A 14,827-nucleotide genomic window follows, 5' to 3' on the forward strand; every position below is an offset into this window, starting at 1 on the left:
GGGCTCCCCGGTGCCGCCCGGTCGACGGCGCAGCCAGCGTCGCCACCACCGCAGCTCCACCCCGCCTGCCCACGGGCTGACCGCTGCCCACGCGGCTGCTCATCACCCCTCCACCCGCTCCGACCGCTCGACTCATCGACCACAGCAACGACGCGAATCCTTCGAAAGGACCTCGATGACCCACCCCCAGATCGACCCGGCCAGCCCCGCCCTCGGCGGCGGCACCCCGGCCCAGCCGTGGGGCACCAGCCGCCGCCGCTTCCTCTCCCTGTCCGGCCTCGCCGTCGGCGGGGCGCTCGTCGGCGTCGGCGCCACGGGCTGCGGCACGGCGCAGACGGGCAACAGCACCGACGGCGGGACCGCCAAGGGGCGTCCCGGCGCCTCCGGCGACACCTTCTTCGTCGCCGGCTTCCAGTGGGGCCCGCCCACCAACTTCAACCCGGTCGGCGCCACCCCGCAGTGGCCCACGGCGGGTCGCCAGAGCCAGCTCATCTACGAGTCGCTGGTCCGGTTCAACCTGATCGACGGCTCGTTCGCCCCGGGCCTGGGCAAGGAGATCCAGGACACCGACGACACGACGCTCACCGTGCCGCTGCAGGACGGCACCAAGTTCTCCGACGGCACCGAGCTGACCGCCGACGACGTCGTCTTCACCTTCGAACTGGCGAACAAGGTGAGCACGCCGAACTCCAGCGTGTGGACCTACCTCGACTCGGTCACCGCCTCGGACCCGCGGACCGTCGTGTTCAAGATCAAGACCAAGCCGTACAACCCGGGCTCGGTCAAGGACGCCATCGCGAACGTCTACATCCTGCCGAAGGCGATCTGGAGCCAGTTCAGCGAGGACAAGGTCACCGCCGAGACCAACCTCCAGCCCATCGGCAGCGGCCCCTACCTGATGGACAAGGCCGACCAGACCCAGGTGGCCCTCAAGCGCAACGACGACTACTGGGGCAAGGAGGTCTTCGGCACCCCGGCGCCGCTGGCCATCGTGCACCCGATCTTCAAGAGCAACAACGACGGTGACCTCAAGCTGGCCAGCGGCGAGATCGACGCCAGCCAGCAGTTCACCGCGCAGATCTGGAAGATGTGGGAGGACCAGAAGAAGCCGGTCAAGACCTGGCTCAAGGACAAGCCCTACTACCTCCCCGGCAACCTGCCGCTGCTGATCATGAACCTCGACCGCAAGGGCCTGGACAACCCGAAGGTGCGGCGGGCGATCGCCTACGCGATCGACTACCCGAACATCGCGGCCACGGCCATGTCGAGCTACTCCGACCCGGCGAAGGCCAGCCTCATCGTCCCCGTCGGCTACGAGTCGAAGTACTTCGACCAGGCGGGCGTCGACTCCGAGGGCTGGTCCTTCAACAAGGAGAAGGCCATCGAGATCCTCGAGGGCGAGCTCAACTGCACCAAGGGCTCCGACGGCATCTACTCCCTGCCGGACGGCACCAAGCTGGGCGGCTGGGAGCTGATCACCCCGACGGGTTGGACCGACTGGAACACCGCCTGCGAGATCGTCGCCAAGTCCGCCAAGGCGGTCGGCATCGGCATCGAGACGAAGTTCCCGCAGGCCCCGACCATGCAGAAGGCCATGCAGAACCAGGACTTCGACCTCTGCATGTACTCCTACACCGGCGTCACCGCGGCCAGCCCGTGGGTGCGCTTCCGCGACGCGATGGACGACCGCGGCGTGGCTGCGGCGGGCAAGTCGGCCTTCTTCAACTACAACCGGTTCTCCCACCCCGACGTGCCGGGCCTGCTCGACGCGGCGGCCGGGGCGAAGACCGACGACGAGGCGAAGACGGCCTACACCGCGCTCGACAAGATCTACCGCGAGCAGATCCCCGTCGTGCCGCTGATGTACCGCCCGCTGGAGTTCTACGAGGTGAACGAGACGAACTGGACGGGTTTCCCGACCGAGGACAACCCGTACGCCCCGCCGATGTGGCAGGGAGCCGGCATCGACTGGCTGTTCAAGATCAAGAAGGTCGGCAGCTAGAGGACCACGAGAGAGCGAGAGGACTAGCCGACCATGGGCTTGACCCGTTACCTCGGACGAAGACTGCTGTGGTTCTTCGGCACCCTCGTGGTGGCGTTGCTGCTCAACTTCTTCCTGCCACGCCTGATCCCGGGGAACCCGGTGGACTCCATCGTCAGCAACCTGGCCCGAGGTGGCGGGGTCGGCGGCGAGGACCTGAGGATCATCTACGAGAACTACAACCGCGAGTTCGGCCTCGACAAGCCGATCTGGCAGCAGTTCTTCATCTACCTGGGCCAGCTGGCCCAGGGTGACCTCGGGACCTCGTTCGCCCAGTACCCCGCCTCGGTCAACACCCTGGTCGCGCAGTCCCTGCCCTGGAGCATCGTGCTCCAGGTGCCGGCCATCCTCATCGGCTGGGTCGTCGGGAACATCCTCGGCGCGATGGCCGCCTTCCGCGGCGGGTGGTTCGACCGCGGCGCCTTCGTGACGTCGCTGTTCGCCACCTCCGTCCCCTACTACTGCCTGGCGATCCTGCTGCTGTTCATCTGCGGGGTCCAGCTGGGCGTCCTGCCGATCGGCGGCGCCTACTCCTTCGGGCTCACGCCCGAGTTCAGCGCCGCGTTCTTCGGTGACGCGATCACCTACTTCTGGCTGCCGTTCTGGTCGCTGGTGGTCGTGTTCATCGGGGGTCAGGCCGTCGGCATGCGCTCGATGGCCATCTACGAGCTGGGTGCCGACTACGTCAACTACGGCCGGGGTCTGGGGCTCACCGACAACCGGATCACGGGCTACGTGTTCCGCAACGCGATGCTGCCCCAGATCACCGGCCTGGCCCTGTCGATCAGCGGCCTGGTCGGCGGCGCCCTGGTGACGGAGCTCGTCTTCTCCTACCCAGGCGTGGGCACCTTGTTGTTCAATGCGATCAGCACGGTCGACTACCCGGTCATCCAGGCGGTCACCCTGATCATCACGTTGGCCGTGCTGCTGGCCAACTTCGCCGTCGACATCGTCAACGGACTGATCGACCCCCGGATCCGGGCTGCACAGAGTGGAGAGCGCTGATGAAGGCGATCAACCTGACGCCCCGGTTCTGGGTCGCGGCCAGCCTGGTGATCTTCACCCTGGTGGTGGGGCTGATCGGCCCCTTCGTGGTCGGGACCGACCCCGACGCGGTCATCGGCGGGCTCTACGACAAGCCCGCCGGCGGCCTGCCGATGCTGCTCGGCACCGACAACGAGGGCCAGAGCGTGATGGCCAACCTCGTCTACGGCACCCGCACGTCGCTGCTGGTGGGCCTGGTCGCCGGCCTCATCGCCAGCGTCATCGGCCTGGTCCTCGGCCTGGTGGCCGGCTACCAGGGCGGCTGGCTGGACGACGTCATCTCCGGCCTGACCAACGTGGCGCTGGCCATCCCCTCCATCGTGCTGGTGATCCTGCTCGGCATCGCGCTCAACGACCGGAGCTCGCTGGCCCTGGCCTTCATCATCGGCATCACGTCGTGGCCCTGGATGGCCCGCGCGGTGCGCGCGCAGTCCACCAGCATCCGCTCGCGCGAGCACATCGACGTCGCCCGGCTCTCGGGGGCGTCCTGGTTCTCCATCCTCAGCCGCGACGTGCTGCCCTACCTGCTGAGCTACGTGGTGATGGCCTTCGTCCTCCAGGTCTCGGGCGCGATCCTGGCCGAGGCCGCCCTCAGCCTGCTGGGCCTCGGCCCGTCCGGGACCACCAGCCTCGGCGTGATGCTCTACTGGGCGCTGGCCTGGGGCTCCATCCGCACCGGCGCCTGGTGGGCCTTCCTGCCCCCCACGGTGATGCTCACCCTGATCGCCTTCTCGCTGCTGCTGCTGCAGTCCAGCCTCGACGAGGTCTTCAACCCGCGGCTGCGCCGCGGCAAGCTGGCCAAGCGCAAGACCAAGGGGGGCCAGAGCCTGCCGGCACCGGCCAGCTCGCAGGTCCCCACCCCGATCGGGGCGGCCGGCATCGTCGAGTCCCCCGTCCCCGCCTCGACCGGAGGAACCCGATGACCACCCGGCTGCTCAACGCCGAGAACCTGCGCGCGGCCTACCGCACGCCCGACGGCCGGCAGGTCTTCGCCGTCGACGACGTCAGCGTCTACATCAACGAGGGCGAGGTCCTCGGGGTCGCCGGCGAGTCCGGCTGCGGCAAGTCCACCCTCGGGGCCATCCTGTCCCTGACGACCCGTCCCCCGCTCTACGTCGAGAGCGGGACGCTGGAGATCGACGGCAAACGGCAGGAGCTGGGCGAGCGGAGCAAGATCCCGCGCACCTGGCGCGGGTCGGTCGTCTCGCTGCTGCCGCAGGGGGCGATGAACTCCATCAGCCCCACCCAGCGGGTCCGTGACCTGGTGTTCGACGTGGTGCGCGCCCACGACCGCACCGTCAAGCGCGACGAGGCGCTGGACCGGGCCCGGGACCGCCTCAAGTCCCTGGACCTGCCGGTCCGGGTGCTCGACTCCTACCCGCACCAGCTGTCGGGGGGCATGAAGCAGCGCACGGTGACGATCATCTCCACGCTGCTCAACCCGCGGCTGCTGATCGCCGACGAGCCCACGTCCGCGCTGGACGTGTCCTCGCAGAAGGCGCTGATCGACATGCTGCTGCAGATGCTGGAGCAGAAGATCATGTCCGGCGTCGTCTTCGTCACCCACGACCTGCCCGTGCTGCGCACCGTCTCGGACCGGATCGCGATCATGTACGCGGGCAAGATCGTCGAGGTGGGGGACGCCGACGAGATCACCGAGCGTCCCCGGCACCCCTACGCGGCGGCCCTGCTCAGCGCCGTCCTGGTGCCCGAGCCGCGCTACCGCGAGATGCGGGTCTTCGGCATCCCGGGCTCGCCGCCCAACCTGCTGAACCCGCCCTCGGGCTGCCGGTTCCACCCGCGCTGCGGGGTGGCCTACGAGGAGTGCTCGCACGACGAGCCGCCGCACGTCGGCGACGAGCTGCGGTTCTCGAAGTGCTTCTGGGCCAAGAAGCACCCGGGCGAGTCGGTGCCCCTCAAGGCGGTGACCTCGGAGTCGCTGGCGGACGCCGACCCGGTCGTCGGCTCGGGCGTCACGGCGCAGTCCGACCACCACGACGACGAGGACGGGGCCGCACCGGCGGCGATGGCGGAGAGCCGCGCCGACACCTCCCGCGAGGTCCCGACCGGAGGGGTGTCCGCATGAGCGAGGACGTGCTGGTCGCCCGAGGGGTCGGCAAGACCTTCGGCCACGGCAAGAACGCCGTCGAGGCCGTCAAGGACGTCTCCTTCGCCCTGGCGGAGAACGAGGTCGTCACCGTGGTCGGCGAGAGCGGCTCCGGCAAGTCGACGCTGGCGCGGATGGTGCTGGGCCTGATGCCGATCACCACCGGCTCGCTGACCTTCCGCGGTCACGACGTGAGCAAGATGAACGCGAAGGCCCGGACCGACTACTGGAAGGACGTCCAGGCGGTCTTCCAGGACCCGTTCTCGGCCTTCAACCAGTTCTTCACGGTGCGCCGCCTGCTGGCGCGCTCCAGCCGGCTGCTCGACGACAAGGTGGGCCAGGAGCGGCTCGAGGAGTCGCTGGGCTACGTCGGGCTGCACGCGAAGGACGTGCTGGACCGCTTCCCGCACGAGCTCTCCGGCGGCCAGCGCCAGCGGGTGATGATCGCCCGGGCGCTGATGATGCGGCCGAAGCTGCTGGTCGCCGACGAGGCCACCTCGATGCTCGACGCGTCGCTGCGGGTCAACGTGCTCAACGTGCTCACCGACCTGCGGGACCAGCTGGGCATGACCGTGCTCTTCATCACCCACGACATCGGGCAGGCCTGCTACGTGGCCGACCGGGTGCTCGTCATGGAGCACGGGGTGATGGTGGAGCAGGGCAGGGCCGAGGACGTCATCTTCAACCCGCAGCACGAGTACACCCAGCGCCTGCTGGCCGACGTGCCGAAGCTGCACCAGGGTGCCGAGGAGCCCGACGGGCTCATCGAGGGCGGCGCGCCCGACGCCCCCACCGGGGCGCACGCCCAACGGGTCTAGGACCCATCCCCCGACTGCGAGGTCGGCCGCGGAACAGGCCCCGCGGCTGGCCTCGCGCTCCCCTGGCCGGCGTGCCCGCGGGTCAGCCGGCCGCGGCGCCCAGCGGGACCAGGACCGGGCTCGACCCCCGTGGGCGGCCCGGTCCCAGCCGCTGCACCAGGACTACGCTCGCGGTGATGGCCGCGCCGGCCGCCAGCATCGACCCGAAGCGCAACGGCACGAGTGGGTCGTCGGCCAGGTAGGACAGGTAGGTCGAGGTCGAGGCGACCTGCAGCAGCACGGCCACGGCGGCGAAGCGCCGGTCGACCGCCACCGCCGTGACGACGGCCAGCACCTCCGCCACGGAGAAGTACCGCTCGTGCATGTCGGGCAGCAGCAGCGGCACCACGAGGGTGGCGGTGGCCGCCACCAGCAGCACCTCGGAGCCGTCCAGCCGGCGGCGACGGCGCAGCAGCCAGATCCCGAAGCCGAGGGCCACCAGACCGGCCAGCACGAGCCCGGCGACCTTCCACCCCTCCCCCGCCCCCGAGGGCAGCCAGGCGTAGGGCGTCGGGGCGTTGTAGGTGAAGCTCGACGCCCCGGTACCGCCACCGCCTCCGCCGAAGCCCCCGCGCCCGGACGGGGCGCCGCCGGCCCCGGCGCGACCCGCCGCGGCGCCGACGGCTCCCGAGCTGTTCGTCACCTGGGCGGGGTAGACGGCGAGCTGGCTCAGCAGCCCCCGGCCCGCGACCCTGGCCGGCACCAGGGCCGCGAGGAACGCGGCCGGTGCCGCGAGCAGGCTGGTCAGCCGGTGCCGGTTGAGGACCAGGACCACGACCAGCACGGGCAGGAAGAAGACGGCCTGCAGCTTGACGGCGAAGGCCAGCCCGAACAGGGCCGAGGCCAGCCAGGGCCGCCGACGCAGCAGGGCCAGCAGGCTGGCCGCGCAGCCGGCGGTGTAGACGGCGTCGCACTGCCCCCAGGCCGCGCTGTTGAGGACCACCGTCGGCAGCAGCAGCACCACCCCGGCGGCCAGCACGGGCAGCCACCGGGAACCCGGCCGCAGCACCGCGGTGATCCGGTGCACCAGCGCCGCCAGCAGCAGGTCGAAGGCCACCGAGAGCGCCTTGACCGCGACCAGCGGGCCGACCGGCAGCAGCGTGGTCAGCCACAGCAGGACGAGGTAGGGGGTGTTGTAGTTCGAGAACGGCTCGGCGAGGGCCGCGAAGCCGCCCTCGTCCAGCACCGTCCACCAGGGCAGCAGGAAGGCCCGGTAGTCGGCGGAGACGACGTCGACGACCCGCCAGCGCACGACGAGCGCGACGGCGACGAGGACGGCCAGCACCAGGGGCGGCAGCAGCCGGCGGGACGGGGTCGGGGCAGGGGTCATGGCAGGTCCTCGGACGACGGGGGCGCCGCCCGGTCCGGGTGGCCCCCTCACCGTGGCGGGGCCGGCTGTCCCGCCCCTGTGCCCGCCCTGTGCCAGCCCTGCGGGTGGGTGCCGCGGTCAGCGGGGGAAGTACTCGACCCGGGGGGTGAAGATGAGGTTCTGGCCCAGCACCCCGCGCGGGCGGCCCAGCGCGTGGACGATCTCGGCGGCCACCTCCGACGGATCCATCATCCGCTCGGCGGGGATCTTCCACTGCTCCATCATCGGGGTGTCCATCGCGGCCGGCATGATGCCCTGGATGCGACACGGGTGGGAGAACTCGCGGACCTCGGTCTGGAAGATCTCCGTCGCCTTGGCGAAGGCGGCCTTCGAGCTGTTGTAGGCGACGGCCCCGCTGCCCACGGTGACCGCGGAGATGGAGATGACGTTGAAGATCTCGGCCTCGGTGTCCTCCGTGCGCACGCCGAGGTAGCCGTTGAGGAACGCCTGCATGAGGAAGACCGGCCCGTGGCAGTTGACGGCGAACACCTGGCTGTAGGCGCTCTCGTCGACGTCGGTGAGGTAGCCCGGGCGGTCGATGCCGGCCACGTTCACGAGGATGTCGAAGCGGGCACCGTGGCGCTCGAACAGCGACCCGACCACGCCCGTGCGGTCGTCGGCGACCGTGACGTCCAGCCGGACGGCCTCGGCGGACCCGCCGGCGCTCGTGACGGCCTCCACCGTCACCTGGGCCCCCGCCTCGTCGATGTCGCCCGCCACCACGTGCACGCCCTGGGCGGCGAGGGCGACACAGGTGGCCCGTCCCAGGCCGCTCGCCCCGCCGGTGACCAGCGCCACCCGCCCGTCCAGTCCTGCCACGTGCACCTCCTCGTCCACCGACCGGCCTGCCCGGTCGCCGCCACCGTACGGTACCCACCCGGTACCGACCGGAGGTGGCGGGTAGGAGAGGCTGGGCCTCTCCTGCCCCTCCGACCGATCGGCACCGCGTGCGCATCCTGCTCTGGAACGTCCACGGCGGCTACAGCGACTCCCTGACCAGCGGCGGCCACACCTACCTCTACCTGCCGGCCGACCAGCACGGCAGCGGTGGGCTGCCCCGGCTCGACCGCCCCGACGGCGTCGACGTGCGGTTGACCAGCGCCGAGGAGCTGCGGGACGACCCGCCGGACGTCGTGGTCCTGCAGAGGCTGGAGGAGCTGGACCTGGCGGCGGCCGCCGGCATCCGCCCCGGCGCTGACGTGCCGGCCGTGTTCTGCGAGCACAACACGCCCCGGGTCGACGTCCCCGACAGCCGGCACCCGCTGGCCGACCGCGACGACGTGACCATCGTGCACGTCACCCACTTCAACGCCTTGTTCTGGGACTGCGGGAGCACCCGCACGGCGGTCGTCGAGCACGGCATCGCCGACCCCGGACCGCTCTACACCGGGGTGCTCCCGCACCTGGCCTTCGTCGTCAACGAGCCGGTGCGCCGCTGGCGCGGCACCGGCACCGACCTGCTCGCCCGGTTCGCCGAGCACCCCGTCGACGCCTTCGGCATCGACGCCGAGCGGCTGCCGGCCGCCCTGCCCGGGTCGCCGCGGCTCGCCTACGCCGGGAACCTCACGCCCACCGAGCTCTACGCCGAGCTCGCCCAGCGGCGGGCCTACCTGCACCTCAACCGCTGGACCTCGCTGGGGCTCTCGCTGATCCAGGCGATGCTCCTGGGCCTGCCCGTCCTCGTGCTGGAGACCACCGAGGCGTCCCGCGCCGTCCCGGCCGGCGCCGGCGCCCTCTCGACGGACGTCGAGGTGCTGCGCCGCGAGGCCGCACGCCTGCTGACCGACCCCGACGAGGCTGCGGCGCGCGGTCAGGTCGCGCGGGCCGCGGCGCTGGAGCGCTACGGCCTGGAGCGCTTCTGCCGCGCCTGGGACACGGTGCTCGAACGCGCGGTCGAGCAGCACGGCCCCTGAGCCGCCCCCCTCGGACGCAGGACGGCGCCCACCCCCGGAGGGGATGGGCGCCGTCCGGCTGCTCGGGACGAGCTCAGGCCTGGGTGGGCCTGTCGGTGGTCTCGTCCACGGTCGCGTCGACCGCAGCCTCCTCCACCTCGACGTCGTCGCTCGGCGCCTGCTCGGTGTCGGTGGCGGCGTCGCGCTCCTCGGTGCCCGTCACCAGCTCCTCGGCCGGGGTGGCCTCGGTGCTGCCCTCGGACTGCACCGCGTCGTCGGGCGCGTCGGTGCCGGCGGGGGCTCCGGCAGCCGTGGCGGTCGGGGCAGCGGCGCGCCGCGGGGCCGACGCGGACGCCGGCCGGTTGGCCTTCTTGCTGTCCTCGACCGACTCGGTCACGAGCTCGATCATCGCCATCGGCGCGTTGTCACCCTTGCGCGGGCCGACCTTGGTGATGCGCAGGTAGCCACCCTCGCGGTCGGCCATCGTCGGGGCGATCTCGGTGAAGAGCGTGTGCACCACACCCTTGTCCTTGACGGTGGTCAGGACGAGACGACGAGCGTGGATGTCACCCCGCTTCGCCTTCGTGATCAGCTTCTCGGCCAGCGGCCGCAGCCGCTTGGCCTTCGCCTCGGTGGTCACGATCCGCCCGTGCTCGAACAGCTGGGTGGCGAGGTTGGACAGGATGATCTTCTCGTGCGACGGGCTGCCGCCCAGACGATTGCCCTTGGTAGGTGCAGGCATGCTCAGTTCTCCAGGTCTCGAGCCGCAAGCGCTAGCGGGCTTCCGGCTCTTCGGTTGTGGTCAGACTGCGCGAGCGGAGCGAGCCCCGACCCCCGCGGCCAGCGGGATCAGTACTGCTCGGTCTCGCTGAAGTCGGCGTCTTCCTCTTCGAGGTCGTCGTAGCGGCCGATGGCGGCCAGCGGGTCGAAGCCCGGAGCGCTGTCCTTGAGGGACAGGCCCATCTCGTGGAGCTTCAGCTTGACCTCGTCGATGGACTTGGAGCCGAAGTTCCGGATGTCGAGCAGGTCCTGCTCGCTGCGGGACACCAGCTCGGACACCGTGTGGATGCCCTCGCGCTTCAGGCAGTTGTAGGACCGGACGGTGAGGTTCAGGTCCTCGACCGGCAGGGCCAGGTCGGCGGCGAGCTGCTCGTCGATCGGCGAGGGGCCGATCTCGATGCCCTCGGCCTCGACGTTGAGCTCACGGGCCAGGCCGAACAGCTCGACGAGCGTGCGACCGGCGGACGCGACGGCGTCGCGCGGCCGGATGGCCGGCTTGGTCTCGACGTCCAGGATCAGCTTGTCGAAGTCGGTCCGCTGCTCGACGCGGGTGGCCTCCACCTTGTAGGTGACCTTGAGGACCGGGGAGTAGATCGAGTCGACCGGGATGCGGCCGATCTCGGCGTCGGCCATCTTGTTCTGCACCGAGGAGACGTAGCCGCGGCCGCGCTCGACGACCAGCTCCATCTCGATCTTGCCGGTCTCGTTGAGGGTGGCGATGTGCAGGTCGGGGTTGTGCACCTCGACGCCCGCCGGCGGGGCGATGTCGGCCGCGGTGACCGCACCCGGGCCCGCCTTGCGCAGGTACATGGTGACCGGCTCGTCCTCCTCGGAGGAGACGACCAGGCCCTTGAGGTTCAGGATGATCTCGGTGACGTCCTCGACGACGCCCTCGATGGTCGAGAACTCGTGGAGGTTGCCGTCGATCTTGAGGCTGGTCACGGCCGCGCCCGGGATGGACGACAGCAGGGTGCGACGCAGCGAGTTGCCGAGGGTGTAGCCGAAGCCCGGCTCGAGCGGCTCGATGACGAACCGCGAGCGGTGCTCGGAGACGACCTCTTCGGCCAGGGTCGGACGCTGGGCGATGAGCATGAGTGGTTCCTTCTTCCTCCGCGCTTCCCGCTATTTGAAGGCGCGGTGCCCCGGCGCATCGGGCGCCGGGGGTGGTGCTGCCCTTCGACGGGCTCAGGGGGCGGGACCGCTCCCCCTCGGCAGGACGGGGACCGCTCCCTGAGCCCGTCGAAGGGCGTGAGGCCCTACTTGGAGTAGAGCTCGACGATCAGCTGCTCCTGGACGTCGATCACGATCTGGGCGCGGGTCGGGAGCTGGTGCACGAAGACGCGCCCCCGCTCCGGGACGGCCTGCAGCCAGGCCGGGACGTCGCGCTCACCGTGGGTCTCGCGGGCCACCACGTGCGGGGTGGTCTCGCGCAGCTTCGGCGCCAGGTCGATGATGTCGTGCGCGGAGACGCGGTAGGACGGGATGTCCACCTTGTGGCCGTTGACCAGGAAGTGGCCGTGCACGACGAACTGGCGCGCCTGCCGCCGGGTCCGGGCGAACCCGGAGCGGTAGATCACGTTGTCGAGGCGGGACTCCAGGATCTGCAGCAGGTTGTCACCCGTCTTGCCCTGGAGCCGGTTCGCCTCCTCGTAGTAGCGGCGGAACTGCTTCTCGAGCACGCCGTAGGAGAAGCGGGCCTTCTGCTTCTCACGGAGCTGGAGGAGGTACTCCGACTCCTTCGTGCGCCCCTTGCCGTGCACGCCGGGCGGGTACGGGCGGCGCTCGAAAGCCTTGTCCCCACCGACCAGGTCAACACCCAGTCGACGGGACTTCTTGGTCATGGGACCGGTGTAGCGAGCCATGTTCTCTTCGTCCTGTTCGTTTCTCGGGTCAGACGCGGCGGCGCTTGGGAGGGCGGCAGCCGTTGTGGGGCACGGGGGTGACGTCGGCGATCGCGCCGACCTCGAGGCCGACGGCCCCGAGCGAGCGGATCGCGGTCTCCCGGCCCGAGCCCGGACCCTTGACGAACACGTCGACGCGCTTCATGCCGTGCTCCATGGCGCGGCGGCCCGCGGCCTCGGCAGCCATCTGGGCGGCGTACGGGGTCGACTTGCGCGAGCCCTTGAAGCCCACGGTCCCGGCCGAGGCCCACGCGATGACCGCGCCGGTCGGGTCGGTGATGGAGATGACCGTGTTGTTGAACGTGCTCTTGATGTGGGCGTGGCCCGAGACGACGTTCTTCTTTTCCTTCTTCCGCACCTTGGTGGAGCGGGTGTTGCGGCCTGCAGTAGCCATGTGTTCTCAGATTCTCCTGGAGTCTCGCCCAAGTAGGCCCGGGGGGCTTACTTGGCCTTCTTCTTGCCGGCGACGGGCTTGCGGGCGCCCTTGCGACCACGGGCGTTGGTGCGGGTGCGCTGACCGCGGACCGGCAGGCCTGCGCGGTGACGCCGGCCCTGGTAGGAGCCGATCTCGACCTTGCGACGGATGTCGGCGGCCACCTCGCGACGGAGGTCACCCTCGGTCTGGTAGTTCGCCTCGATCCAGTCACGGAGCTGGACCAGGTGCTCGTCGTTCAGCTGGTGGACCCGGAGGTCACCGCTGATCTGGGTGGCTTCCAGGGTCTCCAGGGCGCGGGTGCGACCGACGCCGAAGATGTAGGTGAGGGCGATCTCGAGGCGCTTGTCGCGCGGGAGGTCGACACCGATGAGACGTGCCATCAGGCGGTACTGCCTTTCGGGTGGTCGATGCTGGTCCCGTCGGGGACCCCGGCCCAGAGCCGGAGCATCGCGGAGGTGTCTGGCGTGATGCGTCCCTGGTTGCCTTGCGGGCGAGATCTGCTCGTCCGACCAGGGCCCCGGCCTCCGACCGGGGGTGGCTCCACCGGCGAGCCGGTGGAGGTGCGATCACACGTTCTGGGTGGTGCTGGTGGTGCTGGTGACCGGCCGGGGCCGGTCACCGGTTCGAGCGGAGCGGGAAGCTCAGCCCTGCCGCTGCTTGTGGCGCGGGTTGTCGCAGATGACCATCACGCGACCGTGCCGGCGGATGACCTTGCACTTGTCGCAGATCCGCTTGACGCTCGGCTGGACCTTCATGGAGCTCACTCCTGGTTCTGCTCCGCGCGCACCCGCTCGCGAGAGCGGCCGAGCCCGGAGGGGGGTGGTGTGGACAACGGCCAGGCGGCTCCGGGAGAACCCGGCACCACACCCTGCGCGTCGGGCCCGCACGGCGTCCGTCACCGGACACGCCTGCAGGCACCACCGACAGGCGGCCAAGGGGTTACTGTACGCGCGCCGCAGTCCGGACTCAAGTCAGCCCGGAGGGTACGACGACGAGGGCGTCCGCGGCGGGAGCGCCGCGGGCGCGCCTCACTTGTGGCGGTAGACGATCCGCCCGCGGGTGAGGTCGTAGGCCGAGAGCTCGACGACGACGCGGTCGGCGGGGAGGATGCGGATGTAGTGCTGCCGCATCTTGCCGCTGATCGTCGCCAGCACCTTGTGCCCGTTGGTCAGCTCGACCCGGAACATCGCGTTCGGCAGGGCCTCGACGATCGTTCCCTCGAGCTCGAGTGCGCCCTCTTTCTTGGCCATGGATCCCAATCTGTTGCGGTACGGGGTGGGGGTCGACCCACCAGGCGCGCCTGGCGACGGGTGACCGACGTTGTAGTCTACGCGCCGCCCGGGCGGGGCTCAAACCGCTCAGCGCACCGGGCTGGGCCGCACCGGCTCCCGGTGAGGACCGGCCCGCGCTCAGCGGGCCGGCAGCCCGCGGTCCAGCCGCTCCCGGTAGAGCTCGACGCTCTCCCGCAGCGCCGCGAGGATGTAGGGCGGGAAGTCCATCCCCTGCCGGTCGGCCCACAGCAGCCGGTGCTCGACGCGGCCGATCTCGCGGGCGTAGCCGGCGAGGTCAGCGGCAATCCCGAGGTCGGTGGCGACCTGCCCCATGTCGGCCTTGTAGGCGGGACGGGCGTTCGTGCCGACGAGGTTGTAGCTGCGCTCCCGCAGCACGCGGGCCAGGAACAGCTGCCACGGCCTGAGCACCTTGTCCTGCACCATCGCCGTCGCCGACATCTGGTAGAACGCGAAGTGACCCGGCTCCTGCTGCTTGATGGGACGGATGATCGTCTCGGCGATGGCCTGCTCCCCCATCTCCGCGAGCCCGCTGCTGAGCTGGTTGTAAGCCAGCACCGCCTGCCGCTCGGTGCTCGCCCCGGTGAGGAAGTAGAGCAGCTTCGCGATGTCTTGGACCGGCTTGAGGTGGGCCAGCGCGCCGAGGACCTTGATCCGGAAGGACACGTCGAGCTGGGGCTGCGCCGGTGGGCGGCCGAGGTCGGTCTGCAGCCGGTCGAGGATCAGGCCGTGCTGGATCTCCTGCGGCTGCCAGACGTCGGAGTAGAAGGTCTTGTTGGTGTCGTCGACGTCGGGCAGCAGGACCAGCAGCTCGAGGACGTTGCGGTCCACCTCCAGCTCGACGCGGGCCAGGTAGTCGATGACGTGCCCGAAGCGCGCAGCCACCCGGCGGGGGTCGAGGATCGTCCGGTCGACCGAGTCGAGGGGGATCGGCGGGTAGAGCTCACCGAGCCGCTGGACGTGCTCGGCGATCTTGCGCTGGGTGACGGGTTGCCGTGGCACGCCGGTCATCCTACGGACGCGCTGCCGTCTCCTCCTCCGCAAGGGGCTGTGTCGCTACCCACAGGCCGCGGGGGCAAACCTTCACCCCGGCGGTGACGAAGGGGTGGGG

The 14,827-nt window shown here is 70.6% G+C and carries 16 protein-coding genes; 6 read left to right on the forward strand and 10 right to left on the reverse strand.

Translation table 11 applies throughout. From position 1 onward, the window contains the following. Positions 1–175: 175 nt before the first annotated feature. The 5 genes from BLT72_RS17390 to BLT72_RS17410 are packed head-to-tail and all read left to right on the forward strand — an operon-like array spanning position 176 to position 6,010. Entirely contained in the window at positions 176–2,002 is a 1,827-nt protein-coding gene (locus BLT72_RS17390; protein ID WP_091414415.1) for an ABC transporter substrate-binding protein, read from the forward strand. 33 nt (positions 2,003–2,035) lie between these two features. Further along, positions 2,036–3,046, forward strand: a complete 1,011-nt coding sequence (locus BLT72_RS17395) for an ABC transporter permease (protein ID WP_091414416.1) — start codon at positions 2,036–2,038, stop codon at positions 3,044–3,046. Beyond that, positions 3,046–4,008: an ABC transporter permease gene (locus BLT72_RS17400; RefSeq protein WP_091414417.1), complete on the forward strand. Its 963-nt coding sequence runs from the start codon at positions 3,046–3,048 to the stop codon at positions 4,006–4,008. The genes BLT72_RS17395 and BLT72_RS17400 overlap by 1 nt, the downstream gene beginning before the upstream one ends. Further along, positions 4,005–5,171 (forward strand): ABC transporter ATP-binding protein, encoded by a 1,167-nt coding sequence (locus BLT72_RS17405; protein WP_091414418.1) that lies wholly within the window; start codon positions 4,005–4,007, stop codon positions 5,169–5,171. The genes BLT72_RS17400 and BLT72_RS17405 overlap by 4 nt, the downstream gene beginning before the upstream one ends. Next, complete coding sequence (locus BLT72_RS17410; protein ID WP_091414419.1) at positions 5,168–6,010, forward strand: ABC transporter ATP-binding protein; 843 nt, start codon at positions 5,168–5,170, stop codon at positions 6,008–6,010. Before BLT72_RS17405 ends, BLT72_RS17410 begins: the two co-directional genes overlap by 4 nt. Positions 6,011–6,092: 82 nt before the next feature. On the opposite strand, the gene BLT72_RS17415 is transcribed toward BLT72_RS17410, so the two are convergent. Together BLT72_RS17415 and BLT72_RS17420 are read right to left on the reverse strand one after the other, a co-directional pair. Then, entirely contained in the window at positions 6,093–7,379 is a 1,287-nt protein-coding gene (locus BLT72_RS17415; protein WP_091414420.1) for a glycosyltransferase 87 family protein, read from the reverse strand. Positions 7,380–7,496: 117 nt separating this feature from the next. Beyond that, positions 7,497–8,237: an SDR family NAD(P)-dependent oxidoreductase gene (locus tag BLT72_RS17420; RefSeq protein ID WP_157720552.1), complete on the reverse strand. Its 741-nt coding sequence runs from the start codon at positions 8,235–8,237 to the stop codon at positions 7,497–7,499. Between the two features lie 128 nt (positions 8,238–8,365). On the opposite strand from BLT72_RS17420, the gene BLT72_RS17425 reads away from it, so the two are divergent. Next, positions 8,366–9,331, forward strand: coding sequence for a glycosyltransferase (locus BLT72_RS17425; RefSeq protein ID WP_091414421.1), 966 nt, complete (start codon positions 8,366–8,368; stop codon positions 9,329–9,331). A gap of 73 nt (positions 9,332–9,404) precedes the next feature. On the opposite strand, the gene rplQ is transcribed toward BLT72_RS17425, so the two are convergent. From rplQ to BLT72_RS17465, 8 genes are all read right to left on the reverse strand, one after another. Further along, positions 9,405–10,052 (reverse strand): 50S ribosomal protein L17, encoded by a 648-nt coding sequence (rplQ, locus tag BLT72_RS17430; protein WP_091414422.1) that lies wholly within the window; start codon positions 10,050–10,052, stop codon positions 9,405–9,407. Positions 10,053–10,159: 107 nt separating this feature from the next. Then, positions 10,160–11,182 (reverse strand): DNA-directed RNA polymerase subunit alpha, encoded by a 1,023-nt coding sequence (locus tag BLT72_RS17435; protein WP_091414423.1) that lies wholly within the window; start codon positions 11,180–11,182, stop codon positions 10,160–10,162. A gap of 164 nt (positions 11,183–11,346) precedes the next feature. After that, a complete protein-coding gene (gene rpsD, locus BLT72_RS17440; protein ID WP_091414424.1) occupies positions 11,347–11,952 on the reverse strand; it encodes a 30S ribosomal protein S4 in 606 nt (201 codons plus the stop codon). Positions 11,953–11,980: 28 nt separating this feature from the next. Next, a complete protein-coding gene (rpsK, locus tag BLT72_RS17445) occupies positions 11,981–12,385 on the reverse strand; it encodes a 30S ribosomal protein S11 (RefSeq protein ID WP_091414425.1) in 405 nt (134 codons plus the stop codon). A gap of 47 nt (positions 12,386–12,432) precedes the next feature. Then, on the reverse strand, positions 12,433–12,807 hold the full coding sequence (rpsM, locus tag BLT72_RS17450) for a 30S ribosomal protein S13 (protein ID WP_091414426.1): 375 nt from the start codon (positions 12,805–12,807) through the stop codon (positions 12,433–12,435). A gap of 261 nt (positions 12,808–13,068) precedes the next feature. Continuing rightward, positions 13,069–13,182 carry a 50S ribosomal protein L36 gene (gene rpmJ, locus BLT72_RS17455; RefSeq protein WP_020490683.1) on the reverse strand — a complete coding sequence of 38 codons (114 nt, stop codon included), beginning with the start codon at positions 13,180–13,182 and terminating at the stop codon, positions 13,069–13,071. Between the two features lie 273 nt (positions 13,183–13,455). Next, positions 13,456–13,677, reverse strand: coding sequence for a translation initiation factor IF-1 (gene infA / locus BLT72_RS17460; RefSeq protein ID WP_091414427.1), 222 nt, complete (start codon positions 13,675–13,677; stop codon positions 13,456–13,458). A 159-nt stretch (positions 13,678–13,836) separates the two neighbouring features. Next, entirely contained in the window at positions 13,837–14,727 is an 891-nt protein-coding gene (locus tag BLT72_RS17465; protein WP_425349215.1) for a GTP-binding protein LepA, read from the reverse strand. Positions 14,728–14,827 lie beyond the last annotated feature (100 nt).

It is taken from the genome of Friedmanniella luteola, assembly GCF_900105065.1.
Lineage (GTDB): Bacteria > Actinomycetota > Actinomycetes > Propionibacteriales > Propionibacteriaceae > Microlunatus > Microlunatus luteolus.

Excerpts from the sequence above, each read along its gene's own strand:
- BLT72_RS17390 (WP_091414415.1), top strand. The coding sequence starts at position 176 with ATGACCCACCCCCAGATCGACCCGGCCAGCCCCGCCCTCGGCGGCGGC.
- BLT72_RS17395 (WP_091414416.1), top strand. The coding sequence starts at position 2,036 with ATGGGCTTGACCCGTTACCTCGGACGAAGACTGCTGTGGTTCTTCGGC.
- BLT72_RS17400 (WP_091414417.1), top strand. The coding sequence starts at position 3,046 with ATGAAGGCGATCAACCTGACGCCCCGGTTCTGGGTCGCGGCCAGCCTG.
- BLT72_RS17405 (WP_091414418.1), top strand. The coding sequence starts at position 4,005 with ATGACCACCCGGCTGCTCAACGCCGAGAACCTGCGCGCGGCCTACCGC.
- BLT72_RS17410 (WP_091414419.1), top strand. The coding sequence starts at position 5,168 with ATGAGCGAGGACGTGCTGGTCGCCCGAGGGGTCGGCAAGACCTTCGGC.
- BLT72_RS17415 (WP_091414420.1), bottom strand. The coding sequence starts at position 7,379 with ATGACCCCTGCCCCGACCCCGTCCCGCCGGCTGCTGCCGCCCCTGGTG.
- rplQ (WP_091414422.1), bottom strand. The coding sequence starts at position 10,052 with ATGCCTGCACCTACCAAGGGCAATCGTCTGGGCGGCAGCCCGTCGCAC.
- BLT72_RS17435 (WP_091414423.1), bottom strand. The coding sequence starts at position 11,182 with ATGCTCATCGCCCAGCGTCCGACCCTGGCCGAAGAGGTCGTCTCCGAG.
- rpsD (WP_091414424.1), bottom strand. The coding sequence starts at position 11,952 with ATGGCTCGCTACACCGGTCCCATGACCAAGAAGTCCCGTCGACTGGGT.
- rpsK (WP_091414425.1), bottom strand. The coding sequence starts at position 12,385 with ATGGCTACTGCAGGCCGCAACACCCGCTCCACCAAGGTGCGGAAGAAG.
- rpsM (WP_091414426.1), bottom strand. The coding sequence starts at position 12,807 with ATGGCACGTCTCATCGGTGTCGACCTCCCGCGCGACAAGCGCCTCGAG.
- rpmJ (WP_020490683.1), bottom strand. The coding sequence starts at position 13,182 with ATGAAGGTCCAGCCGAGCGTCAAGCGGATCTGCGACAAGTGCAAGGTC.
- infA (WP_091414427.1), bottom strand. The coding sequence starts at position 13,677 with ATGGCCAAGAAAGAGGGCGCACTCGAGCTCGAGGGAACGATCGTCGAG.
- BLT72_RS17465 (WP_425349215.1), bottom strand. The coding sequence starts at position 14,727 with ATGACCGGCGTGCCACGGCAACCCGTCACCCAGCGCAAGATCGCCGAG.